23 protein-coding genes and 4 pseudogenes are annotated in these 25,750 nt (G+C 33.3%); 6 read left to right on the top strand and 21 right to left on the bottom strand.

Going from position 1 to position 25,750, the window contains the following annotated elements:
- Positions 1–3: 3 nt before the first annotated feature.
- The 7 genes and pseudogenes from BCER98_RS20435 to BCER98_RS09430 form a co-directional block, all read right to left on the bottom strand.
- A pseudogene (locus BCER98_RS20435) lies at positions 4–1,281 on the bottom strand (cation:proton antiporter).
- Positions 1,282–1,325: 44 nt separating this feature from the next.
- A complete protein-coding gene (locus BCER98_RS09455; RefSeq protein ID WP_012094313.1) occupies positions 1,326–2,375 on the bottom strand; it encodes a fatty acid desaturase family protein in 1,050 nt (349 codons plus the stop codon).
- Between the two features lie 11 nt (positions 2,376–2,386).
- Positions 2,387–4,117 carry an AMP-binding protein gene (locus tag BCER98_RS09450; RefSeq protein ID WP_012094312.1) on the bottom strand — a complete coding sequence of 577 codons (1,731 nt, stop codon included), beginning with the start codon at positions 4,115–4,117 and terminating at the stop codon, positions 2,387–2,389.
- Entirely contained in the window at positions 4,114–4,896 is a 783-nt protein-coding gene (locus BCER98_RS09445; protein WP_012094311.1) for an alpha/beta fold hydrolase, read from the bottom strand. The genes BCER98_RS09450 and BCER98_RS09445 overlap by 4 nt, the downstream gene beginning before the upstream one ends.
- A gap of 60 nt (positions 4,897–4,956) precedes the next feature.
- The gene (locus tag BCER98_RS09440; protein ID WP_012094310.1) at positions 4,957–5,685 is read right to left on the bottom strand and encodes an SDR family NAD(P)-dependent oxidoreductase; all 729 of its coding nucleotides are present in this window, start codon (positions 5,683–5,685) and stop codon (positions 4,957–4,959) included.
- A 23-nt stretch (positions 5,686–5,708) separates the two neighbouring features.
- Positions 5,709–7,076, bottom strand: a complete 1,368-nt coding sequence (locus BCER98_RS09435) for an NAD(P)/FAD-dependent oxidoreductase (RefSeq protein ID WP_012094309.1) — start codon at positions 7,074–7,076, stop codon at positions 5,709–5,711.
- The gene (locus BCER98_RS09430; RefSeq protein ID WP_012094308.1) at positions 7,076–7,321 is read right to left on the bottom strand and encodes an acyl carrier protein; all 246 of its coding nucleotides are present in this window, start codon (positions 7,319–7,321) and stop codon (positions 7,076–7,078) included. The genes BCER98_RS09435 and BCER98_RS09430 overlap by 1 nt, the downstream gene beginning before the upstream one ends.
- Before the next feature lie 331 nt (positions 7,322–7,652).
- Here BCER98_RS09430 and BCER98_RS09425 point away from each other — a divergent pair, with 331 nt between their 5' ends.
- Complete coding sequence (locus BCER98_RS09425; protein WP_041810362.1) at positions 7,653–8,633, top strand: ketoacyl-ACP synthase III; 981 nt, start codon at positions 7,653–7,655, stop codon at positions 8,631–8,633.
- Positions 8,634–8,848: 215 nt separating this feature from the next.
- Here BCER98_RS09425 and BCER98_RS23695 read toward each other — a convergent pair whose 3' ends face one another.
- The 9 genes and pseudogenes from BCER98_RS23695 to yqeK form a co-directional block, all read right to left on the bottom strand.
- Entirely contained in the window at positions 8,849–8,938 is a 90-nt protein-coding gene (locus BCER98_RS23695) for a hypothetical protein (RefSeq protein ID WP_373367231.1), read from the bottom strand.
- Between the two features lie 291 nt (positions 8,939–9,229).
- Positions 9,230–9,331: pseudogene (locus BCER98_RS23690) on the bottom strand (ABC transporter permease); the annotation flags it as partial.
- Between the two features lie 304 nt (positions 9,332–9,635).
- Complete coding sequence (locus BCER98_RS09420) at positions 9,636–10,049, bottom strand: ATP-binding protein (RefSeq protein WP_041809732.1); 414 nt, start codon at positions 10,047–10,049, stop codon at positions 9,636–9,638.
- A gap of 411 nt (positions 10,050–10,460) precedes the next feature.
- Positions 10,461–11,273: a MerR family transcriptional regulator gene (locus tag BCER98_RS09415; protein ID WP_012094306.1), complete on the bottom strand. Its 813-nt coding sequence runs from the start codon at positions 11,271–11,273 to the stop codon at positions 10,461–10,463.
- A gap of 398 nt (positions 11,274–11,671) precedes the next feature.
- Positions 11,672–12,055 carry an NAD(P)H-binding protein gene (locus tag BCER98_RS22990; protein WP_235436366.1) on the bottom strand — a complete coding sequence of 128 codons (384 nt, stop codon included), beginning with the start codon at positions 12,053–12,055 and terminating at the stop codon, positions 11,672–11,674.
- Complete coding sequence (locus tag BCER98_RS22985) at positions 12,043–12,177, bottom strand: NmrA family NAD(P)-binding protein (protein WP_235436365.1); 135 nt, start codon at positions 12,175–12,177, stop codon at positions 12,043–12,045. Before BCER98_RS22985 ends, BCER98_RS22990 begins: the two co-directional genes overlap by 13 nt.
- 18 nt (positions 12,178–12,195) lie before the next feature.
- Positions 12,196–12,903, bottom strand: coding sequence for a phosphorylase family protein (locus BCER98_RS09405; protein ID WP_012094305.1), 708 nt, complete (start codon positions 12,901–12,903; stop codon positions 12,196–12,198).
- A gap of 24 nt (positions 12,904–12,927) precedes the next feature.
- Positions 12,928–13,576 (bottom strand): annotated as a pseudogene (locus BCER98_RS09400) (DUF3885 domain-containing protein).
- 13 nt (positions 13,577–13,589) lie between these two features.
- Complete coding sequence (gene yqeK / locus BCER98_RS09395; protein WP_012094304.1) at positions 13,590–14,198, bottom strand: bis(5'-nucleosyl)-tetraphosphatase (symmetrical) YqeK; 609 nt, start codon at positions 14,196–14,198, stop codon at positions 13,590–13,592.
- Positions 14,199–14,396: 198 nt separating this feature from the next.
- On the opposite strand from yqeK, the gene BCER98_RS09390 reads away from it, so the two are divergent.
- The 3 genes from BCER98_RS09390 to BCER98_RS09380 all read left to right on the top strand — a co-directional run bounded on the left by BCER98_RS09390 (position 14,397) and on the right by BCER98_RS09380 (position 17,432).
- Positions 14,397–15,095: a response regulator transcription factor gene (locus BCER98_RS09390; protein WP_012094303.1), complete on the top strand. Its 699-nt coding sequence runs from the start codon at positions 14,397–14,399 to the stop codon at positions 15,093–15,095.
- Positions 15,085–16,239: a sensor histidine kinase gene (locus BCER98_RS09385; protein WP_012094302.1), complete on the top strand. Its 1,155-nt coding sequence runs from the start codon at positions 15,085–15,087 to the stop codon at positions 16,237–16,239. The genes BCER98_RS09390 and BCER98_RS09385 overlap by 11 nt, the downstream gene beginning before the upstream one ends.
- 179 nt (positions 16,240–16,418) lie before the next feature.
- Positions 16,419–17,432 carry a D-alanyl-D-alanine carboxypeptidase family protein gene (locus BCER98_RS09380; RefSeq protein WP_012094301.1) on the top strand — a complete coding sequence of 338 codons (1,014 nt, stop codon included), beginning with the start codon at positions 16,419–16,421 and terminating at the stop codon, positions 17,430–17,432.
- A gap of 484 nt (positions 17,433–17,916) precedes the next feature.
- On the opposite strand, the pseudogene BCER98_RS22980 reads toward BCER98_RS09380, so the two are convergent.
- Positions 17,917–18,220 (bottom strand): annotated as a pseudogene (locus BCER98_RS22980) (hypothetical protein).
- Positions 18,221–18,313: 93 nt separating this feature from the next.
- On the opposite strand from BCER98_RS22980, the gene BCER98_RS09370 reads away from it, so the two are divergent.
- Entirely contained in the window at positions 18,314–18,994 is a 681-nt protein-coding gene (locus BCER98_RS09370; protein WP_012094300.1) for an ArsR/SmtB family transcription factor, read from the top strand.
- A gap of 125 nt (positions 18,995–19,119) precedes the next feature.
- On the top strand, positions 19,120–20,661 hold the full coding sequence (locus BCER98_RS09365) for a glycosyltransferase family 2 protein (protein ID WP_012094299.1): 1,542 nt from the start codon (positions 19,120–19,122) through the stop codon (positions 20,659–20,661).
- A 268-nt stretch (positions 20,662–20,929) separates the two neighbouring features.
- Here the strand turns inward: BCER98_RS09365 and BCER98_RS09360 are convergent, their stop codons facing one another.
- From BCER98_RS09360 to BCER98_RS09345, 4 genes are all read right to left on the bottom strand, one after another.
- A complete protein-coding gene (locus BCER98_RS09360) occupies positions 20,930–21,271 on the bottom strand; it encodes a hypothetical protein (protein ID WP_012094298.1) in 342 nt (113 codons plus the stop codon).
- Between the two features lie 155 nt (positions 21,272–21,426).
- On the bottom strand, positions 21,427–23,367 hold the full coding sequence (locus tag BCER98_RS09355) for an AMP-binding protein (RefSeq protein ID WP_012094297.1): 1,941 nt from the start codon (positions 23,365–23,367) through the stop codon (positions 21,427–21,429).
- Between the two features lie 50 nt (positions 23,368–23,417).
- Entirely contained in the window at positions 23,418–24,959 is a 1,542-nt protein-coding gene (locus BCER98_RS09350) for an acyl-CoA carboxylase subunit beta (RefSeq protein ID WP_012094296.1), read from the bottom strand.
- Positions 24,960–24,961: 2 nt separating this feature from the next.
- On the bottom strand, positions 24,962–25,750 hold the full coding sequence (locus BCER98_RS09345; protein WP_012094295.1) for an enoyl-CoA hydratase: 789 nt from the start codon (positions 25,748–25,750) through the stop codon (positions 24,962–24,964).

Raw genomic sequence — 25,750 nt, 5'->3', positions numbered from 1 at the left:
AATTTATTTACTTAGAACTGGTTTTGATGTTATTTGTACCTCTTTCTTAATTTTTTCTTCATAAGAATTAGGTAACGAAGCATTATAGATTGGCATCGCAGCAGCTGTTGAAATGATTGCCATTAAAACTAATATGGAAAATAACTCTTGAGAAATTAAATTGTAACTAATTCCTAGATTAATAAATATTAAAAGCATTAGCCCTCTGGCATTCATAAGTCCACCAATAGCCGAAGCTTCTCTCCAACTAAATCCTATTTTTTTCATGGCTAAAGTAGCTCCTCCATATTTACCAGCAAATGAAGCTAATAAAATAATAAGACATGGTATGAAAGAGTCAATGTTCATAAGATTACTAAAATTAGTTTTCAATCCTGAATTAGTAAAGAAGATAGGTACCAAGAATACAACTGTAATATTTATTAAATTATTTGATATATATTTTTTAAAAAGTGGTGTACGTGGCATTGCTAAACCTAATATAAAGCCACCAAACACTGAATATATTCCTACATAGTCCGTATACCATGTTCCTCCCAGTATTAACATAATTACTAAAGCCAGTGTCCCTTCCCCTATCTCACCTCTCCTCTCTAACCTCATAATATACTTATTTAAAAAAGGTCTAATTATCCATAAGCAAATAAGCGTAAAAACTGCACCATATATAGCTGTTTTAATTCCACCAATAAAACTGTTAGACAGTGCTAGAGCATTAATCAATGCTAAAAGAATCCACGCACTCACATCATCAATACTTGCAGCAATAATCGTAAGAGAGCCCATCCTAGTATTTGTCAAATTTCTTTCTTGAAGTATCCTAGCTAACATTGGAAAGGCCGTTAACGAAAGAGCTCCACCCATAAATAAGGCAAAAGTTAATATAGGAACACTTTTTAGACTGAGCTATTCATATAGCATTATTGCTGTAAGTACAGCTAAAACTAAAGGAGTAACAATCCCTGAAATAGCTAAAAATCCAGCCTTTTTTACATTATCTTTAGAAAATAATTTATAGTCTAACTCCATTCCAACTGTAAACATATAAAACGCTAGACCTAAATTACTCAGAAAAGATAATAATGTGCTAACCTGGGGAGTAAAGATAGATTGTTGCCAATCACCAAATAATAGTCCAAATAATGATGGGCCAAGTACAATTCCTGCCACCATTTCTCCTACTACACGTGGTTGTTTTATTTTTAATGCTAAAGCTCCACAAACCCTTGAAGTGAATAAGATTAAAAGTAAAGCTACTGTTCCCCGAAGAAGAAAATCCATGTTTCCCATACGTTACATTCTCCTTAGATTTATTTATTAGTAATTTATATATCCAAATAATGAGAAAGTAGTGTCTCTGATTTTTTACCTGTTCTTGGATTCTCCAATTCTGTATATTTACTATAGAATCTAGGAGTTTTATACACTAACCTCAAAGCCTCCATATGTTGCATCTCCTGATATCTCTCGGGCCACCTTTCTTTTAATACATTCCTAATTTTTTCTGCTTGTGAAGGATTTATATCAGGAAATAAATGATGCTCGATATGAAAATTATTTTGTAAATGCATTTTTTCAACAAATTTATTAGAACGTACAGTTAATGTATTAATTAAAGGATCTACTACATTATCCGTTGAAGGACTTATAAAATGATTCGTAGCTACATAACTCATCATAACGAAATTACTTATTGTTAATGGAATTAACAGTAAAAAAATCCACCCTTGATTGGTTAATAAGCTTGATACACATAACCAAACAATAAAGACACCGATAAAATACATCAATCCATATTTGCGGTTTTTTTCCAGTTTAAATGCCTTAGGATTTTTCATAATATTATAAACTGTGTGCAAAGAAAACCAGTAGAATAAAAACCCATAGCTTCGCTTCGTACCAGATCCTGGAGTTAACTTTTCCATAAACTGAACCCAACGACTTTTTTTATACATCCCTACCGGTCCAAAACAATCTGGATCATCGAACCATTTATTAGTGTGATGATGGTGCTGTTTATTATGCCATGCAATCCAAACTTGTGGAGGTAATCCCCAATGAAGCATACAAACTCCGCCCCAAAATAGCATAGCCTTCTTTCCCCTAATTACAGTTCCATGAAGTATCTCGTGCCCTAAAAAACCTAATGTACCTAAACTATTTCCAATTAATATTGAACATAATAACCGAATTAATATATTCTGTGTATAGATAATGATAGAACTCCAAAGAATGATTAATAATAAATGAAAAAATAACCATAGTAATCTTTGAGGATTATTCTTAAAAATCTCTTTAGGTAATTTTTTTCTAATCTCTCTTTGATAATAAGAAGAGGGCTTTTGTTTTAGGTTTATGTCAATTTCTTTAAACATTTTTCACCATCCTATAAAATGATTTCTTGAACTACATCAATCTTTTCATTATTTAACAATTCTCTGCACAAAAAATGTCTTTTTTTCCCACTTGTAGTTTTAGGTATTTTTGTCTTATGACTTAGTATAAGTCTATTAATTGGTAAATCTATAACTTCATTATTTTGTAAAATTTCACAAATTGATTCAATATCATGTGTAGGCTTTATTTCTATTAGAGCTATAATATTACTCTCTGCATTAAATAAATCCTCTTCAAAAACAGCTATATTAGCTTCCGGTAATCCAAGAATCGTAGATAAATAATTTTCTAGATCACTCGATAAATAGTTCTCACCATTTCTAATAATTAAATTCTTTATTCGCTCTAACACATATAGATTACCTTGATAAATAAACCCTAAATCACCAGTATTAATTTTTTTCTCAAAGCTTTCTATATCTTTCTTTTCTGCTGTAATGTACCCAATTGCTATTGAGTTTCCAAGAATTGATATTTCACCACACATTAATTCTTCATTATTAATGTTTTGTAATTCATCAATTATTTGTACTTTTAGTCCTTGTATTGCAGTACCCACTGAGAAAGATAATATTTCACTTTTCGGGTTAATGTTAGGTGGATTTAGAGGATCAAATACCCCTGAAGATTTAATAACAATATTAGTTCCTAATTTAACAGACCCTTTCTCTACGATTACATACATAGGCTTTTCTCCAACTTTTGAAAATGTTACCGCTAGTGTAGCTTCTGCTAATCCGTATACTGGTAAAATAGCATTAGGTTCAAAACCATATCTTTTGAATTTCACATAAAATTCAGATAACGTTTTAGACCGAATGGGTTCTGCTCCATTAAGCCCTGCTTTCCAACTTGATAAATCTAAATCCTCTACTCTATTTAAGTTGATATATCTAGAAGCATATTCAAAACCAAAATTAGGTGACGGAGATAATGTACATTTATTATTACTTATTGTTTCTAACCATCTTATAGGTTTACGCAAAAACTCATAAGGTGACATCAAAAATAAATCGAAACCATGATAAAAACTAAATAATTCAGCACCCACTAATCCCATATCATGATAAAGTGGTAACCAACTACATACCTTCTCAGATTGTTTACACTTTACTGCATTGTGTATACCATTTATGTTATCAATGATATTACCGTGAGATATTGCTACAGCTTTTCCATCACCAGTAGATGCACTAGTCATTTGAAAGTAAGCAATATCATTAGCGGATGGTGTATGATTAATAGGTCTTTCTTTTCTTAAATTTGAATACTCCATCTCTTCACATTTAATAACCTTTAATGGGCTGTACTGAGAAGCAATAATTTCAAAAACATTAGCTTCTTCAACTAAAATGAATGTTCTGCTTGAAAACTTATTATTGGCCCAATATCTAATTTTTTTAAGTAAAGAATCATTTCCACTTAATACCTTAGGACTTGGAATTATTAGAGGAATTGCATTAATAGATAAACAAGCATAAAAGTATAAAACCTGGTATTTGGGGCTTGAACATACAATCATACATAAATTCCTTTGCTCAACACCCCTATCTATTAGCTTAGCACCTATACTGAAAGCTTGAGAGGATAAGTCCGTATAGCTAATATAATCAAATGTTTTATCTTTACTATTAAAAAAACTCTGTCCGGTTTGAATTAAATTTCTCTCTATATATGATTCCATTACTTCAATGATGCTTTTAAATTTTGTATCAATCATTTATTATTCACCCTCAAAAAATTATATATTTCTCCCAATACTTTTTTAGGATCCTCCCAGGGAACAGCATGTCCTACATCTTTCACCTCTATTAATCTTGCATTTTTTATTGAATTTTTTAATTCTTCCGAACAAAATTTCGGGTACAAATTATCATATTCTCCACAAATTATAAGACTAGGAACACGAATTTTTTCCAATTCCATATTAGTCTTATAGTTAGTAATTAGTTCTAGTTGATTTTCATAAACTCTTTTATCCGAGCATCCTCTTATACTAGAAATAGTAAACATTCGCATGGTATGTGGATTTATTTCAAAAGTCTTAGTGTGAAAACTCCACAATGCTAGCTGTTTTAAAAAAGTTTCTAGCCCCATATGATTTAATATTTTTATCCATTCACTGGTTAAAGATTCACCTTGATTAAATACTTTTTTTGAAGAGCCAATTAGTGTTAAAGTTTTAACATTTAAATTGCTATTCATAACTAAATTTTGAGCCACATACCCCCCAAAAGAATACCCAATTAAATGTAAGGGTTTTTCATCAAGTTCATTGATTGTATTTGTGACCAATTGGGTTAATTCCTGAATACTTGATACATAATGGTATTCGGTATTTTGAAATCCTGGATAATCTATTAATATTATTTCAAAATCGTTCATCAGGGATTTCTTATATAAATCCCATACCTGAGATGTAGCCCCCAGTGGATTTAAAAAAACAACCCGTTCTGTATGTTTTTCATTTACACATTCATACTGTAGCTTATTTATCATTTATACTCTCCATTCCACTAAATCAATTACCCTGGAAACGGGTAACTGATTTTTTGAATATTACATATATGCTGGACGATAAGCTAGAGATAATCCACCATCTACTACTAGAGTTTGCCCCGTGATATGTGCTGAATCCCCTCCCAGTAGGAAATAAATAGTTTTAGCTACTTGATCAGGTTTAGCTATTTTTCCTAAAGCTGAAAATCTAGCCATTGTATTCCTTTCCGTAGAAGTTGAAAGTTTTTTCAAAAGAGGAGTGTCAACTGCCCCTGGAATGACGCAATTCACTCTTATTCCCCTCCCCCCCAATTCATGAGCCAAACTTTTTGTTAATCCAATTACTCCAGCCTTCGCTGCTGCATAAGCGACGCTGGATCCAGCAAAACCATATACGCTTGTCGATCCGACAGTTACTATGGAAGCTGTTGAAATCAAAAATGGAATGACTGAATAACAAACATTAAATACAATTTGTAAATTATCATTTACTTGAGATTTAAATTCTACTGGACTTAAATCAAAAAAAGGTGTAACATAGCCGATACCTGCGATAATTGCTAATCCTTCTATTTCATAATCTTCAGTAACTAATTTTTGTACTACACCTTTTATTCTTTCTGGATCATTCAAATCAACAATAAATTCTACATAACGTTCTACTTGACCAATACTGGATTTATTCTTATCGAGATTAATGACATGAAATCCATTTTTCAATAAATTTTGCATTAATTCAAACCCTATACCAGATGTTCCACCAGCAACTACAATCGCTTTTTTTTTCATCTCATTTTCTCCTCTAAAACTACTCACACTAAAGTAGATTGAATTTTTTGTGAATTAAAATCGATTTGTGCCACCTTATTCACCACAGGAAACTTACTTGTTGTGGCTACGTAGTCTTTAAAAACATTAAAAGTCCATGTTGTAAATTTATTATGACTAACATAGTCAAATAACACCGCTACGATTAAGTCCATTTCCTCAGGCTTTTCAGCTAAACGCTTTACTAAAAAGTCTACATATTCCGTGTCATTATAATATGTATTATATGCACGTATACTATTAAAAGGATTGTTAAGATAATTACGATAGAACACTTCATACTCGTTTAATATTTTGTAACTAAAATCTTTTGATTGAATTGCTTTTTCACAGACCTCAGCTGCTTTTTTTGAAGTTAACAAGGCTACTGTAACCCCAGTTGCCCATGCCGGGTCGGCAAAGAAACCCGCGTCTCCCACACACATAAATCCATTACCCGCCATCTTAGTGTTCATATGGCCAAGCCTAGATGTAACAGCAACATCATTTAACATTTCTGCGTCCTTTACAACTTCATTTAATACTGGATGTTTTTCTATTAACTCTCTATAAGCTTTAAGTTTATCATTATACCCGTCTAATATATTTTTTGTTTTACTTCTAGCCACAAATCCAATACTAAATAAATTTTCTTCCAATGGAATAACCCAATACCAACAATCCGCATCTGGTAATATGTTTACTGTGGCAAGATCATAATCCTGTACGTCTCTTTTTAATGGTTCTAAATTTACATTTTTAAAATAACATCTAATAGCATAGTTAGCCCATTGTCCATCAAAAATATTTTCTAATGGGGCTCTCAATTTAAACTGTTTTGCTAATTGCGATGTTCTTCCTGAACAATCGATTACCAAATTGGTTTTAATCTCCACATCATTTCCATCGATATTAGTTATAACCACTCCATTAATATTTCCATTCTCATCAGTCAAAATTTTCTTCAACGACGTTCCCTCTAGGATTTCTGCTCCTAGTTCTTTAGCTTTATTAAATAGAACCATGTCAAAATCTTTACGTCTGACGTTAAATCCCCACGGTGACGAATGAACTCTATCGTTATAAATATCCTTATTAAAATCTACAGCAGCATAAGACTTATGCCCTGAAGGAGATACTAATTGCAATGAACTTTTTTTCAAAAATCCCCCTTGATTAATTTCTTCCAAAACATCCAACTCTTTTAAATATTCACAAATAACAGGAGACAAACCTTCTCCTACTACTTCCCTAGGAAAAATGGCCTTGTCTATCATTAATGGTCTAATACCCTGTTTTAATAATCTTATCGCTGTGGAACTTCCAGATACTCCAGCACCAACGATGACAACTTCTCTTTGTTTTATATCCATTATTTCACCTCAGAACCATTAGTTTTAATAAAATGAACTAAATCGCCAATAGTTTCAATATTAGCTGCATCTGTTTCAGAAAATTCAACTCCGAACTTCCTCTCAACTTGTATCACAATACGAATTTTATCCATAGATTCAATCCCTAAATTAGTAAAAGTCATATCTTCTTTTAAACTAGAAATTTCTTTTTTACTCTCTGTTTCAATAATATTTCTCAATACCTCAATAACGTCCAAACTCATATTATCAGCTCCTAATATTTATTGTAATATTTCGTAATTGAAAAAATCCAACCTAACTATTAGATTATTTTTTCATATTTTCAATAACAAAACGGATTATATAAACAATTCATACTTTTGTCAATATTTATAATATAAAGAAAATTTATTTTGTATCAATTTTCGCACTATATTTCATTAATGTATTGACATTTTTTACACAATTGTTATTATATCTATTAATAGTACCTGGTATTAATTTTTGGAATTATTCATTTTTAATCCAATTTCACTTATTTATTAAGAAATTCCAAACAGAAAGAGTGTGATAAATATGCACATGCTAGAAGACATTTTGTCAAAAGCTCGTATTACTGCATTAGGATCTTATGTACCTGAAAAGATCTTAAACAATGATGATTTAGAAAAAATGGTTGATACTAATAACGAATGGATTGTTCGACGTACAGGTATCAAAGAAAGAAGAATCGCATCCCCTACCCAATTTACTACTAACCTAGGGATAAAAGCAGTAGAAAATTTAATGAATAGATACAACAAATCAATTGAAGATGTTGATTTGATTCTAGTGGCTACATCTACTCCTGACTATGCTTTCCCCAGCGTAGCTAGCCAAATACAAGCACAATTACGTATCCCTAATTGTGGAGCTCTAGATTTAAATGCAGCCTGTGCTGGTTTTGTTTACGGTTTACAGCTAGCCAATAGTCTAATTACATCTAAAATGAACAAAAAAATATTAGTTATAGGAGCAGAAACGTTATCTAAAATAACTGATTATACAGATAGATCTAACTGTATCCTATTTGGGGATGGGGCAGGCGTCGCTTTAGTTGAATATGATGAAAATAACCCTAGTTTTTTGTCTTCTCATATGGGGTCTTATGGCGATGGAGGCATTCACTTGTATAAAGTTGGTTTATCTAAAAAGATGAGTGACATTGACTTAACTGACACTCCATATCTTGTACAAAACGGAAGAGAAATTTATAAGTGGGCTGTTAAAAATGTACCAATTGGTGTAAAGACATTAATTAATAAAGTAGGAATGGATTTACATGAAATTAATTGGTTTGTCCCACATAGCGCTAACCTTCGAATGATAGAATCTATGTGTGATAAAATGGAATATCCACTAGAAAAAACATTAACTAGCGCAGAGTATTTTGGTAACACTTCAGCCGCTTCAATACCATTAGCATTAGATTTAGCTATAAAAGAAGAGAAGCTAATTAATAATCAAAAATTAGTTTTATACGGATTTGGTGGTGGCTTAGTTCATGCAGGACTAATTATTAACTGGTATATTTAAGTTCCAGAATGTCCACAATATAATTATTACATATAATCTTATTGTTAGGGAAAAGATAAGTATATAAAAATTTTCCCTAACAATAAATCTTAATAGAACAACATACACTTGCAAGAGGTTTATTACACTTTATCCCGCATTAACGAGCAACCCGATTGGTTCAATTAATAATCAGTGGGGGATGAAGAAAATCCCCCACTGATTAAAGTGTCACTTTATGAAAAACTAGCAGGAACCCACTTGACTAAATATTTTTTTAACTCATCTACTAAATAGTTAGCTCCCTTGTCGCTTAGAGTAATCATACCATCTGCTAGAGTAACATTCTTTTTTAGAAACCTCTCCTGTAATTTGACATTCATTATAAATACAAACAATAATTTTCCTCTTTTATTTACTCTCATATATATTATTCTGCAAAATTAAAATATAAGTTGTCGTTCGATTACAAATATACCTTTTATAACAATTTAAGTTGAACAAAATCATCATCCTTATATTCAAAAAAATGTGTTTTAATCTCCTTGTTCTTGCTTTTTAATTCCTTCTTTAATTGATTATACTCTTTAACAATTGTTGCTATTGACTCAAATCCATATTAAGCAAAATAAAAACTTATTACTTAAAATAGTTTTTAAAGTAATCCCATGATAAATAGTCGACATATACCCTTCCCTTCTGAATTCGTTTACAAATCGCTATATGCTAGCAATGCCATCTTTTAATTGAGACAATACAGTTAGAAAAACTTGAAAACTAATTGGTATTAACAAGATTAATTTTCAAAAAACTTTGTTAAAGTTTTAGTTTGAATTGCTAACTTCTCTTGGTTTCTCAAAAGAAACAACATTTCCTAAATCTGTATTTTTAAAGTTATAATTGCAATACTTTTTCATTAGGAGGGCATTTTCTTGTGAAGTATATTATTATAAATTGAAGTATGAAAAGACCACAAAGTTTTCTTGAAAAAATGCTTTGAAGCCTTCTAATCTCTTGTTTTGCTTAGACAAGTGAGTGTAAAGGTAATTCCATAACAACTTGTAAACCTTTTTGATTTTCGTTGTTTGTTAGAATAAGCTGTCCTTGGTGCGCCTGCATAATTCTTGCTACCATTGGAATGCCTAGGCCGTGCCCTTCTTGAATCGTTTGTTTTCTTTTTGAAGAATAAGGTAATTCGGTAATTTCAGCTATTGTTTCATTTGGAATTCCTTGTCCATTATCTTGTACAATAAAATGATATGTAGAGCGATCTTTTGATAAAGCGGTTTCGATAATATAGAATAAGATAGCTAAAGCTACTGTAACGATGACATTCCAAAGATTGATCGACTGGACTATGTAAGCACTTAAAGAGTCCTTGTATAAATAAGCAACCCGGCAGTCATTCCAATAAATCCACCTAGCATGCCTAAACATAGTGCGAAAATTTGATTTTTAATAGTAAAAGAAAGCCACTGCGGAAGCGCTGTAACCGCAAGAGTCGTTAAAAAAGTTCCGAAAACAAATTGAACAAACAATGCAGAAGAAAAATTACTAGAAAATTTGTGTACGAATCCAAACATAATCATAAGTGCAACCTGTGCAAAAATACTTAAAGGGAAAAGTGTCTTTTTAAAGTACACTTTTCCCTTTTCTAAAGAAAAACTGTCATTATTGATGGTTATTTATACTCTCTATATAAGTTCGATTTCCTATTCGCAGCGTTCTTGTTAACTGTTAATACAAATTATGATTTACTCCTTCCCTCATAAGTTAACATAATGACATTATGTTAACTTATAAGGGGTATCACAAACCCATGAATAATGAAACAATTGTAACGATTCTTCATTTTTTCACTGGATAACAAATTTCTGTAATCCACTTCGTAGGATCAGATTCCATCGCTGGACTCACGTGATAAATATTAAACATCGGCCCTGTAATTTTATATTTTTCAGATTCAATCCATTTTGCCGCAGCTTCGTTAACTGCTGTCATTTGTTCATAACTTCCGCTAACTGTAATAGAGGCAACAAAAGATGAATCGACTTTTTTAAATATGACTTCTTTCGTATTTTCATATTCCCCTGTCACATTTATCTGTATTTCTACATCTACATCTTTTTCTTTATATTCATTATCATGAAATATAGCTAAGCTATGCCTTGGATTCGCTATATTTATATTTTGTCGTTTTATTTCTTGCATCAGTATATTCCATAACTCTCCTTCACAATGATAAGATGGAATCACTTTTCGAACACTTGCTACTTTCCTTCTAGGTATCTCTTTCAAAGAAACATGATAGTTCATTTCAATAACATCCTCTCTCATTATTTTCATTGAGTCTTCGAGAAGTCGCAATTGTTTTTGAAGGGCTTTCATTTCTTCTCTTATTTGAGACGTACGATGAACAAAATGTTCTGTCATAATTTCTATATTATTATTTTCTAATATTTCTTTAATAGTAGTGAGACGAAATCCCATATCCTTCAAATTTTGAATTTGATTTACTTTCTGTAATTGTGCTGCTGAATAATAACGATAACCAGTTTGCGCATCTATTTTTTCAGGCTGCAATAACTCCATGTTATCGTAATGTCTCAACATTCGAATACTAATTGAAGAAAGTTTTGAAAAATCCCCTATTTTAAACATTTGTTCCTCCTGTAATTTCCATTTATTTCGAAGCTCAACTCTAGCTTAAACAATGACATAGTGTGAGAGTCAACAAAGAAGATATAAGAATAAAAATCCATCCTTTTATTTTGTTTAAAATCATCTTTTATATGATAATAATTATATAATAAATAATTTATTTTCGGCTATTAATTCAACTGGTTGTATAAGGAGCTAAAACATATTTCTCAAATTCCATCATTAACAAATAAAAACATAAAGGATTATACCTTTATGCTTTTATAATAAAACATATATCTTATATTTTTCTTAATTTGAAATGAACGGACACTTTTGTACATATATACGATCTTTAATTTGCTTGATAACAAAAGGGGCGATATCTCCATTTTGAATTTTAATTCCTGGTACATCTACTACATTCTCTTTGATTGCTCAATACCTGTTCCTTCTACAACAAAAGGTAATCTAACAACTGTCCAATCTATAGCGCTATGTTGTAGAAGGCGTAATTCTTTATATTTATTACTCATCATCTTTTGAAAAAACAACTGAAATAATACGGCTCCTATTTTGTTTAGGATACTTTTTTGATCTCCTTTTATATCTAATGATCCTCCAGAAATTAAAATATACCGTTTTATTTTATATTCATTACTTTTAAAATATGACTTGTCAAGGCACTGAATATGTAAGACTCTTTTTTTAAGTTGACCTACAGCATTAATAACAGCTTGACAACCTTGAAGCAGTTCTTGTATGGCATAGCAATTACGCGCATCTCCCTTTATAATTTCCACATTTTCTCTGGATGTCGCGTTAAAATTCGTATTTGATATCCTTCCTGTAACGCTTGGTCTACAAGAAATTTTCCAGCTTTTCCATTTGCACTAATCACCGCTATTGTATCCTTTGTTCCCATATCTCGTATGAGGCTCCTTTATATGTTATTTATAGTTCTCTTGTGCATTCGTAAAAAAGAAATTAAATGTTCGCAAGATTTCTCACACGCTAATCGTTTAAAGATGTTTTTTTCTTCTTCTGCTTTATCATTTGCTTGATCAGAAGCTGCTTTTAAACATAAGAATGGCTTTTTATTTGCACGGCATACATAGGCAAAAGCAGCTATTTCTTGATCAACTGCTAATGCCCCATATACAGTATGTAACAGATAGCGCATTTCTGGACTGCGAATAGGTTGGTCGCCGGATAAAATTGTTCCAAAATGAACCGGCTCATAAAAACGCATTTTCTTTATTTGTCTGACAAGCACTTTCGTTGTTTCAATTGGCGCTGTTCTCCCAGTATATAAATTAAACTGATCTTCTCCCGTTCCAGCAGCTGGCACATCATGCTGTAAAGTATGAAGAGCTACAACGATATGACCATTCTTCACTTTGTTCGATAAACTACCACAAATGCCCGTCATAAAAAGCTCTTCAGGCTGGAATTCACTAATTAATAGTTGTACACAACTTGCGCAACTAACTTTTCCTACACCAGTAACAACTGATATAATTTCTAATTCATGAATAGAATGAAAATGAAATTCCCAAGCTGCTCGTCTTTCAACATGTTCGCTTGGATAATATTGATGCAAATACGTAAGTTCTGATTCCCGTGCAGATACAATGGCAATACGTTTCATTACATGCTTCACTTCCTCCTATTTTCATTTAAACAATGTTGCTATATGATCGCGCTCATAATCTGGTATCCACTTTTCATATTGGTTATATAAATGTCTTATACTTTCTTTATTCTTCGCAATCACTTCACATCCTCTATCATCATAGATATTGATAAGAAAAACGTCAGGATACGAAATATCTGCTCTTCCACCTAAACGCGGATAGAAATTAGGAAAGTCTTCATGATTCATAGCTTTTATGAGTGGTATATACTTAATATCGTCTGCCAAACACTGTAATGAAAATTGATATGTACAATATAACTCTGCGTCCTCATTATCAAAGAAATAGGGAAACGTTTCTTGCCTCAGTCGAAATTGTAATTCTTTCTTTTTCAGAAATCGGCTATATAGCCTTAGTTTCTTCTATTTTCTTAATCTATCCTTTTTAAAGCGATAAACATTTATTACTACAAATATCATATCTTTTGTAGAAAATACATCTTGGAATAACAATATATTATATTTATATATTTGAGAAAAATACTTGTTGTTGCATGTAGCAGTGCCACACTCACATAAAAAATGTCTTTTCCAAAATCAAAATGAAGGTGGTCTCCCATTGAAAGTAAATGCTCGATTTTAAAATGACACTTGGAAATGCGCTATTCATATATCCTTTTATATTTATATGCAAGTCTCTTCTAATCCAATACCTCAATTAAATCCCAGTACGCTTCTTCTAACCAAGGATGTAATACTTTAAGCGTATCTTTCCTTTCCCATAAATAGGAGATGTATGCAAAAGCAGCTTGCTCCAATGAGATTTCTAAACTTTTCTTCACGCGGTCTATATATGGAGGAACTCCCTTTTGATCCCATTCTATTTTATCCGCTACAAATAAGACAAGATCCATCGTTGTTGCATGTTTTCGCAAAGTCGTATGGCAACCAATTGCATCTAATATTTGTTCATTTGTCACTTTGAATATTTCTTTTGCGATTTCTTTTGATAACTTTTGGTGAATAATCATTGGAAACTCTCGCTCTTCTTGCAGTATATCTATTCCAAATGATTCAGCAGCTGCAATACGTTGTTCATTTGGAAAGACGGCGCTAATATCATGTAAATATCCTGCAATAGCTGCCTCTTCTTCGTTCACATGAAACTTTCTTGCCAGTTTACGTGCTTCATTTGCAACACGCATAGAATGCTTATATGTAAACTCTTTTTCATATTTTAATAAAAAATCTTTCATATCCTCTTCTATGTTTCCCGCTACTTGAAATGTATAGATATCATTATACTGCATAAAAAATATCACCTCATGATTATCTTTTCCTACAACGAAAATATAAATATTCTCATTTTATTATTGTATTCGTTATGTATAGGTTAAATCCTTTTTAATACGTTACATGAAATTATATGAGGAAACGTTACTACAAAACCTCTAAATGTTTGCTATTATAGTAATGTTGAATCATTGTAGAGAAAGGAATTATATATAATGAATAAAAATATATTAATTATTGATGATGATAAAGAAATTGTAGAATTACTTGCAGTTTATTTACGCAATGAAGGCTATGATATTTATAAAGCGTATGATGGTGATGAAGCTTTACAAATGCTATCCATGTATGAAATTGATCTTATGATTTTAGATATTATGATGCCAAAACGCAATGGATTAGAAGTTTGCCAACAAGTTAGAGAGCATAATAACACAGTTCCGATTCTTATGCTAAGTGCCAAAGCAGAAGATATGGATAAAATATTAGGACTCATGACAGGTGCAGATGATTACATGATTAAACCGTTTAATCCATTAGAATTAATGGCTAGAGTCAAAGCGCTACTACGTAGATCGTCCTTTCAACAAACGATTTCTCAAGTAAATGAAGACGGTATGATTCGCATTCGTTCTATAGAAATACATAAACATAATCATACTGTGAAAGTAAACGGAGAAAATATTAAACTCACTTCCATCGAATTTGATATTCTTTATTTACTCGCTAGCAATACAGGGAGGGTATTTAGTTCAGAAGAAATATTTGAGCGTGTTTGGAATGAAGATGGGTATGGTTCTAACAAGACTGTGATGGTCCATATTAGTAACTTACGGGACAAATTGGAAACGGGGATAAATACCGAGAAAATTATTCATACTGTTTGGGGAGTAGGTTATAAAATTGAAAAATGAAACCTTCGATATTTTAAGAGTCATTCCGAAATGGAAAATTGTTCTTTGGCTTGTGTTAGCCATTCTATTGACACCCATTACTGAAATTATTATATATCGTCTCGTGACAAGTGTAATTGATAGTTCCCTCACGCTAACAGAATTAGGAAAAGAGATTGTTCGAATTGTTGGTTATGAAAAATATAGAGGATTGAAAGAATCCATTTGGTTTATGATGCTATCCTATTTATATTGGTTTTCAATCTTTTCATTCTATATTTATATATTTTATCGCCACGAAAAAAAGTTATATTATAGAGTTTGCATAAAGAGAATGATTGAAGAAATTCGCTATATTGCGAACGGGAATTTTAATCATAAAGTTTCCATTGTTCAACAGGATCATTTAGAAGAATTAGCGATTGGCGTCAACCAAATTGTTGAACAACTCAAAGTATCGATTGAAGAAGAACGACAAACAGAACAAGCGAAAAGTGAACTCATTACAAATGTATCACATGATTTACGAACTCCTCTCACATCTATAGTTGGATATGTAAATTTGATTCATCATGATAACTATCGAGATGAAGTAGAACTACGCCATTACATACAAGTCATTTATGACAAAGTCCACCGTTTAAATACATTGATGAATGATTTATTTGAATATACACGCGTACAAAATAAAGAATTGAGTTTACGCTCTGTACCTATTGATATGATTGAATTACTAGGACAATTAACTGTCCAGTTTCGTATCCAACTTCAAGAAGCAAATATTAAATGCAGACCTTCATATCCATCTCAAAAACTAATGGTATTAGCTGATGGTGATAAACTTGTACGTGTATTTGAAAATTTAATTATCAACGCCATTACGTATGGAAGTGATGGTAAATATATTGATATTACAGCTTACGAAGAAGGAAATCTAGTCGCAATTGACGTTACAAATTATGGACAGCCCATCCCAAGTACTGACTTACCTCATATATTTGAACGCTTCTATCGCGTTGAGAAATCTCGGTCGGCATATACAGGAGGATCTGGGCTTGGATTAGCAATCGCCAAAAGTATTGTAGAACTTCACAACGGAACAATTGAAGTATACAGTGATGAAGAAAAAACAACTTTTACTGTGAAACTACTTCGATATAAATAAAATTTATCTATCTTCAAGATTCGATTTCTTAAGCGTTAAGAAATCGAATCTCCCCTATTTTTACCCACACTTTAGTAATTCTTAAAAATTCTTTAGAAATTCTTTACCTTTTCTTACCCCCTAATTAAGTATTCATTTTTACAATAGGAAATACGGAAGGATCTCGAGGGGGAATACTTATGCAATTCTTAAAAAAAGCAATGCTTATATTTCTATCTTTACTCATTACAATAGCTATCGTTTTATATTTTTACATTTATGTAAATGGTCCCGCTATTCAATCGCAGTCAGCGATTTTAATAGATGCTGATTCTGGTGAAATTGTGTATAAAAAGAATGAAACTTCGCCTTTTCCCTCAGGTGATTTATCTAAACTCATGACAGAATATATTCTTTTAGAACGAATACATAACGGTACCCTAAAATGGGAAGATGAAGTGATTATAAAGGATAATTCTTTTCACATAGGAGCGAATGATATTGGTACTACAGTTAAAAGTGATATCACAATTCGCGATTTATTCCATGCTGTTGCGTTAACGGGGAATAATCGTGCAGCACTAGCTTTAGCAGAGCACATATCAACAAATGAAGAAAATTTTATAAAACTAATGAATGAAAAAGCAAGACAGCTAGGATTATCTAAAGATACATACTTTATAAATGTAACAGGGGTTTCAAATAAACAAGAGCAATTCTCTAAAATCACCGCTTTAGATGCCTCTAAATTAGCTCGTCAATTACTTTATGATTACCCAACGATATTAAAAAGTAGCAGTATGACCTCTTATCAATTCATCTTCAAAGATATCCATGTATTTAATACAAATAGAATGCTCTATTCGCTTGATAAAAATGTAAAGCTGAAAAGCGTTGATGGTTTGCAAACAAGTTTTTCACCTACTACTGGCTACAGCTTTGTTGGAACGGCAAAAGAAAAAGATAGAAGACTGATTTCAGTTGTATTAGGTGCAAAGGGAGAAAACAGCTCCTTTATCGAATCAAAAAAATTATTTAACTATGGTTTCCATCCTACTTATTTCCCATCTTTTCAATCTTTTAAAGACTATATCTCATCATGGCTATCATCACTATCATTCAAGAACTTTTTCGTACAAAGCATTACCGTTTTATTTATTATCATGATTTCAATGATTATTCATGTGCGAAAACAAGACTCAGAGAATTTGTAAATCCAAAACCGACTTATCCTTTTTCTGTAAGTCGGTTTTTCAAAGAAATCATTTTCTACATGAATCTGGATGTAAGCAATCTTTCTTTTGAAATCTTCCTCTCCCATATATTCTAAGATCCCCCTATTTTTATGTGCATCTTTTATCAGTTTTTCTTTTTCAAATGCGATAGGCAGTACCCTCTTTATCACCTTGTCACCAACAGATTTGCCTTTCATTTGTTTATCTCTGACTAAAACCTTACCTATCCGTGCTGTTCTTTCTATTCGATTTACTCTGCCAAGGAAAATACGCCTATTACTTTACCTTTTTCTTCTGTTACCTTATAAACTAAAGGATCCGCATTTCTATGACTGGTATCCTTTACATACCTTTATAACTGTTCTTCATTCAGCGGATACATAAATGCTGACTCTTAACTTTTCTGATTCAATTTATAAGCTATTTAAAATCATTTCTTGCAAAATAAGTAGAATGTTCGCTTTCAAGTTCGATAATTCCTACCAAGCTCTTCTCCAATTGAGAAATAATATCTAAAATTATAAAATAATGGATTCCATTTTTACGGATCAATAGGATTTCCATCTTTTATGATATTTGTATGGGCATGTACATGAATAACTTCTGTTTCCACAATTGCAAAAAATGGATCATAATGAGGAAGACATCGGACTTATATTTGTTGTATCATCTTCGTTCAGCGTTGATAACAAATACACTGGCATTCCATAGTATAAGATTTTCGGGTGTATCTCTTTGTATACATTTTTACCTATTTCTAAGTTCATATTATCACTTCTTACATTCATTCTTTCCTTATTGTAAAACATAAAAATTTCTATTATCATCGAAATATGAATATAAAAAAGGAGTGAGTAAGTGTGAATGAAAATATCGCAAAAGTCGCCTCTCTTATTAGTAATCCATCACGAGCGGCTATCTTAACACATCTTATGGATGGTCACCCTCATCCAGCCACTGAACTAGCACGGGTCGCAAAAATCAAACCTCAAACAGTAAGTTTTCACCTTCATAAACTATATACCATGCAAATTCTCGAAGTTGAAAAGCATGGTAGATATCACTATTACAAATTAGCAAATCAAGAAATGGCAGAAATATTAGGAAAACTACTCTATATCGTTCCATTTAAACCTATTCAATCCTTTAAAGAAATAAAGAAACATGAAGAAATTCAATATGCCAGAACGTGCTATGATCATCTAGCTGGAAAATTGGGTGTCGGTCTTACTAATTCTCTACTATATAAACAAGTATTACAAAAGAATGGGTCAGAATTTGAGGTCACTGAAATTGGCGCACATTTTTTTGAAGATTTTGGTATAAATTTAGACATATTACGTAACAAAAGACGTGCATTTTCAAAATGTTGCTTAGATTGGACTGAAAGACAATATCATATTGCTGGAGCCCTCGGCAATGCTATTTTAGAACGAATGCTAGAACAAAATTGGATTACTAGAACAGATGGATCACGAGCTGTTTATATTACATCACTAGGGAAGCAAAACATATTTGAAATCTTTTCTCTAGAAATGTAATGCTCATTGTTTGTGTTTTTAATGTATATATTGGAAGGAATTACGACAAAAGATTAACCACCTTTTCAAAATATACATACATTATTTATATGAGTTTAATTTATTCATATAAAAGGAGAATTTTCATGCAGAAAAAATCTATTTCAATTATACTTCCTGTTTTTAATGAAGAAAAAACTTTAGATCGTGTGTTGCAAGCGGCTCTGCAAATCCATCCTTTAGAAATTATTGTAGTTGCTAATGGTTGTACCGATCGTTCTGTAGAAATTGCTCACAAATATAAATGCCATGTGTTAAATTTCGAAGCAGCCCTTGGACATAATATTGGACGTGCTATTGGCGCACAGCAAGCAAAAGGAGATATTTTGTTGTTTATGGATGCTGATTTTCCGCTTGATAGCAATATATTACGCGAATTTCTTCAACCGTTAATGAATCATACAGCTGACGTTGTATTAAATAATTTAGACTATATTTTTTATAAAAAACAGCGTCCCCATTCCACAACGATTTGGAGACAAGTTACAAATCAATTTTTTCATCGTCCGGATTTAAAAATCGATTCCCCTATTTCTGTTCCGCACGCGATGACAAAAGAAGTCGTTCATACCATTGGAGCAGAATCGCTAGGAAACCCAACGCTCGCTCATCTCAAAATAATCCAACATAACTTCCGCATTTCTCGTCATAAACAAATTGATGTCATTTCAATCAATCGCGTAAATCCTCAGCAACATTTTGCAAAGCATAATGAACTTTCTACTTCTGAAAAGCGAATTATCGGAAATCATATCGCAGCTATGGCAGAGTGGATCGATGAGCTAAAAAATCCCCGTGCACATTATTCTGATGGTGGAAGAAGGCGAGATATTGTCGAAGGATTGAAATTAAAGCAGAGTAAGTCTTTTCCTAAAGTTCATTATACAGGCTGGGGCGTAAACACATCCAACTATGGTGGGAAGCAATTATCTATTATTATTCCTGTTCAAAATGAAGAGAAAATGATACAAGCGATTATCCAGGAATCTAGAAAATTAAATCCTTTAGAAATTATAGTTGTCGTTAATGGTACGACTGACAAAACAGCAGAAATTGCGAAAAAGCACGGAGCAACGATTGTTATGTATGAAGAAGAATTGGGAAATGATACTGGCAGAGCAATTGGTGCGTATTTTGCACGAGGCGATATACTATTATTTATTGATGGAGATTTTGTAATCCCTTCAAATGATTTACTGCCATTTGTACATGCGGTTGAAAATGGTGTTGATTTAGCACTGAATGATTTAGATCATTATCTTTCTTATCGTTTCCCGCTCTATATTGTAACAGCATGTAAATACGCTGTTAATTTAGCTTGTGATCGTAAAGATTTAGGAGTTGGTTCTATTGTCGCTGTACCGCATGCCTTTAGTAAAAAATGTATTGAAACGATCGGGTTTGATGCTCTTACTTCGCCAGTATACGGACAAGTAAAAGCAATATTAAGCGGATTACAAGTAAAAAACGTTCATCGTGTCGACGTTGATAAAATGAATCGCATTCGCCCTGATAAACATTTCTCTAAAACTGGTGGTTTAGCTCCTTCAACGACAAGAATTGTCGGTGATCATATAGAAGCTATTTCTTATTTAATTCAGCAAAAAGGCGAACGTGGATTGTTTTAAAAATGGCTATTATGTAACCGCAATATCCTATCAAAAAGAAAGCCCTAGCAGCGAGGTCACTGACAAAGTCCAAAGAAGTCTAATATCTACTTGTATATAAATGCCTGATTCCTTTCCATTCTCAACATTCTGATAGAAAACAATCCCTTTTTCAGTGCCTTCGTAACAGTAAGGTTTTCTTTTTATGTAGATTCGAACTTTGTATAGAAATATTCATATAAATTAAAAAAGCTGTTCTCAATAGAACAGCTTTTAAACGAGCTAACTGTTAAACAACACGTGAAAATGACTCAATTTCACAAACAGAAACTGTTACTCGCACTCCTGCTGCCGTAATATCAGCAGTATGACAATCAACTGATTCAACAGTTCCTTCAATGACTTGACCACTGCTAGTAGTAATTTCTACAGCTACAGATGTACCTCTTAATGCTCTTAATTTACGAACAATTCCAGTTGTGCAGCAACAATCACATTTTAGATTGCTTTCTTTTTTACACTCTTCGAATTTTTTCCAACAATCATCACAATCATGTCTATCATAACCACCGTTTCTGCCTGAACACTTAGATCTTTTCTTTTCATACCAACAATCATCTCGGTAACCCATAATTTCACCCCTTTATTCTTTTACTATAAAATATGCTAACAAGAATAGAGATGATAGAGACAAAGACATAGGGATGAAGAAAACCAACACTTGTCCTATACTCTATTATATAAACAAAAAAATGAGCCTCTTATGAAAGAAGCCCATTTTTTTGTTTATATTCGACTCGATTGCAAACCTTGAATGTAAGGAACCACTTCAGGATTGACAAGTGAAGATAAATCCCCTAGTTCTTTACCTAAGTATGCTGCTTTAATAATTCGTCGCATGACTTTAGCGTTTCGCGTTTTTGGTAAATCTTCTACCATGTGAATATCTTTAGGACATAGTGCTTTTCCAATATGAGAATTCACTAAATCCATTAGTTCTTTCTTTAGTTGATCAGTAAAAGATATTCCTTCTTGTAAAACAACAAAACAATGACAAACCTCGCCCTTTACATCATCTGGCACACCAATTGCTGCCGCTTCTACAATATCAGTATGTTTCATAAGAATCGATTCATATTCCGCCGGTCCAATGCGTTTCCCTGCAATATTTAATGTATCGTCAGAGCGCCCTGTAATTATATATTGCTCTCCATCATAAATAACCCAATCGCCATGTACCCATTTATTTTTAAAGCGTGACCAGTATGTATTCACATACCGTTCATCATCTTCCCAAAAACTCTTCGTCATTCCTACCCAAGGTTTTTCTAAGCATAGTTCCCCTACTTCATCCTGAATCGGATTTCCTTGTTCATCTAATACAACAGCTGCCATTCCTGGTAACGCAGCATTAAAACTAACCGGAGCAATGGGCTTTACAAGAACATTTCCAAAAATCCCACCAGAAATTTCTGTTCCACCTGAATAATTACAAATTGGAACTTTTCCTTTCCCAACTGTTTCAAAGAGCCACATCCAAGGGTCTGGGTTCCATGGTTCTCCTGTAGATGCAAAAACTTTTAAACTTTTTAATGAGTGTTGTTTTACATATTCATCACCTTTCGCCATCAATGCTCGAATTAAAGTTGGCGAAATGCCGAGATGTGTAATTTGATATTGATCTACTGTTTCCCATAATCGATCTGCTTTTGGATAATCAGGAACTCCTTCATACATAACCATTGTAGCGCCATTTATAAGAGAACCGAATAATAAAAACGGTCCCATCATCCATCCCATATCAGTTACCCATAGAACACGATTTCCTTGCTTAATATCCATCCCAAATCCGGCATCAAACGCTGCCTTTAAAGGAAATCCGGCATGCGTATGAACCGTTCCTTTCGGTTTTCCCGTTGTACCAGACGTATAAATCAGCATGAGTGGATCATCGCTCTTCATTTCTTCTGCATGCGTAAATGGCTTTTCCTTTTCAAGGATGCTCCACGAAAGGTCATAATTATGAGGTGTAAAATCATTTCCAGCATGGCGAACTATGACAACCTTTTCAACAGTTGGGCATTGTTCACACGCTTTATCCACTTCATCTTTTAAAGAAACAATTTTGCCACGACGTGAGAAGCCATCAGCTGTAATAATCATTTTCGATCCAGCTGCTTGAACTCGTGTCATCACTGCATCTGCTGCAAAACCTGAAAAAATAGGAGAAATAATGGCCCCAATTTTCATAACAGCTAGCATTGCAACGACTGTTTCAGGAATCATTGGCATATAAATCGTTACACGGTCCCCTTTCTCAATTCCTGAATGTTTCAATCCATTTGCTACTTTACTTACCCAATGATCAAGTTCTTCATATGTAAATGACTTTGACGTGCCATTCTCTCCTTCGTACATCAGTGCAGGCTGCATTCTTGTTTCTTCTTCCGCTAGCCAACGGGATAAAGCGGATTCTACAACATTGCAAGTCCCTTCTGTGTACCAATGGGCAAATGGTGTGCCATTTTCTAAATCTAGTACTTCCATATAAGGCTTCATCCATTGATAACCAACTGCTTTTTCTGCTTCGCCCCAAAACCATGCCGTTTCTTCGATTGATTTTTTATAAAACACATCATAATCTTCATAACCAAGTTTTTTCATCCATCCATATAAACGCGTTTTTTCTTTATATTCTTCTGTTGGAAACCAAACAGCTTGTTTCAATGTTTTCCCCTCCTTATGTTTTCGAACAAGAAAGCCCTAAATAGGGCTTTCTATACTGGATAAACTGGATGTTTACGATCTGTAAATATTTGATACTTACTCATGTACATATCAAAACGTTTCTTCAGTTCTTCTCGCAAATCATTCGGATGAACGATTCCATCAATCACCATTTCCGATGCCAATCGATAAATGTCAATATCTTGTTTATACTCTTCACGCTTTTCTTCAATAAATGCTGCGCGTTCCTCTTCTGGTAACGCTGCAATTTTTTTGGCATAAACTGCATTCACAGCCGCTTCTGGTCCCATTACCGCAATAGAAGCAGTTGGTAATGCTAAGCAACAATCTGGTTCAAATGCAGGTCCCGCCATCGCATATAGCCCAGCACCGTATGCTTTTCGCACAACAATTGAAATTTTTGGTACCGTAGCTTCGCTCATGGCCGAAATCATTTTCGCACCATGGCGAATAATACCAGCTCTTTCCACTTTCGTACCAATCATAAATCCAGGCACATCAGCGAGGAATAATAACGGAATATGGTAGGCATCACATAAATTAATAAATTTCGCCGCTTTATCGGCAGAGTCATGGAATAACACGCCACCTTTCATGCGCGGTTGATTTGCGATAATTCCTACAGGCTTTCCATCAATACGTGCTAAACCTGTAATTAATTCTTGTGCAAACAGTTTTTTCACTTCAAAGAAGGAACCTTCATCAACAATTCGATTAATTAAATCTTTCATATTAAATGGGGTATTTTGATTCTCTGGAATGATTTGTTCTAACGTTTTTTCGAATTCTTTTGGCTCTTGAGGTGTCGTCATAGGAGTTTTTTCTAAGTAGTTATTTGGGAAGTATGAAATATATTGTCTTGCTTGAGAAATAGCGTCTTCTTCTGTTTTACATAAAACATCGCCACATCCTGATACAGAGCAATGCATACGAGCACCGCCCATTTCTTCTAATGTTACTTTTTCACCAATTACCATTTCGGCCATGCGCGGAGACCCTAAGTACATTGACGCATTTCCTTCCACCATCATCACAACATCACAAAATGCAGGAATGTACGCACCACCAGCTGCTGATGGTCCAAATAGTAAGCAAATTTGCGGTACTTTACCTGACAACTTTACTTGATTATAAAAAATTCTTCCTGCTCCGCGGCGCCCTGGGAACATCTCAACTTGATCAGTAATGCGCGCACCAGCAGAGTCAACGAGATAAAATAAAGGAACTCGTAATTTTTCAGCTGTTTCTTGAATACGTAAAATCTTTTCGACTGTACGAGACCCCCAAGATCCAGCCTTTACTGTTGAATCATTTGCCATTACACATACCGTACGACCATGTATTTTTCCTGTTGCAGTTACAACACCATCTGCTGGTAAGTCTTTCTTTTCACAATTAGCAAATAAAGCATCTTCTACATATTCTCCATTATCAAATAATCGTGCTAGACGCTCCCTGACAAAAAGTTTTCCTTTCGCTTTATTTTGCTCGTGATATTTTGGTGCGCCACCTTGTGTAATTGTTTCAATACGGTCTTCTAATGAATGCAACTGTTGTTTTTGATCTAGCACATTTATTCCCCCTTATAGATTGGTTTACGTTTTTCTTTAAATGCTTGTAACCCTTCTAATCTATCTTTCGTTTGAATAACACCTTCATATGCTTGCTTTTCCATTTGCAATCCGGTATGTAAATCTACTTGAATCCCATTTGAAATCGCTTGTTTTGCTAATCGGACCGCAATCGGGCCGTTGCTAGCAATTCGCTCAGCCATTTCAATCGCTTTCTCTTCAAGAGAATGTTTCGGTACAACAAATTCTACTAAACCATATTCCTTTGCTTCCTGAGCTGAAATACGTCTTCCGGTATATATTAATTCTTTTGCTCTACCGATTCCAATTAATCTTGGTAAACGCTGCGTCCCGCCGGCTCCTGGAATAATTGCAAGGGATGTTTCCGTAAGACCAAGACTTGCTGAATCCGCTGCAATTCTGAAATCACATGCTAAACTTAATTCCGTTCCGCCGCCAAGTGCTATGCCATTTATCGCAGCAATTACAGGTTGCGTTAACTGCTCAACCATATTCATTGTCGAGCGAATCATTCCAACAGCATGACGTACTTGCTCTTCATTCATATTGGCGCGCTCTTTTAAATCTGCACCAGCACAAAATGCTTTTTCTCCAGCACCTGTTATCATAACAACCCGAACGTTTGCTTCTTCATGAATATGAGTTAATATCGACTGCAATTCTTCTAATAACGCTAAAGATAGAGCATTTGCTTGCTTTTCACGATTTAATGTCAACTTTACGATGTGTGGGGTTACATAATCAACAGAAATGTTTTGTAATTGTAGCAT

The organism is Bacillus cytotoxicus NVH 391-98 (genome assembly GCF_000017425.1).
Classification (GTDB): Bacteria; Bacillota; Bacilli; order Bacillales; family Bacillaceae_G; genus Bacillus_A; species Bacillus_A cytotoxicus.
The sequence above is the reverse complement of the archived record's forward strand: the minus strand, read 5'-3'. Positions and strand labels throughout refer to the sequence as shown.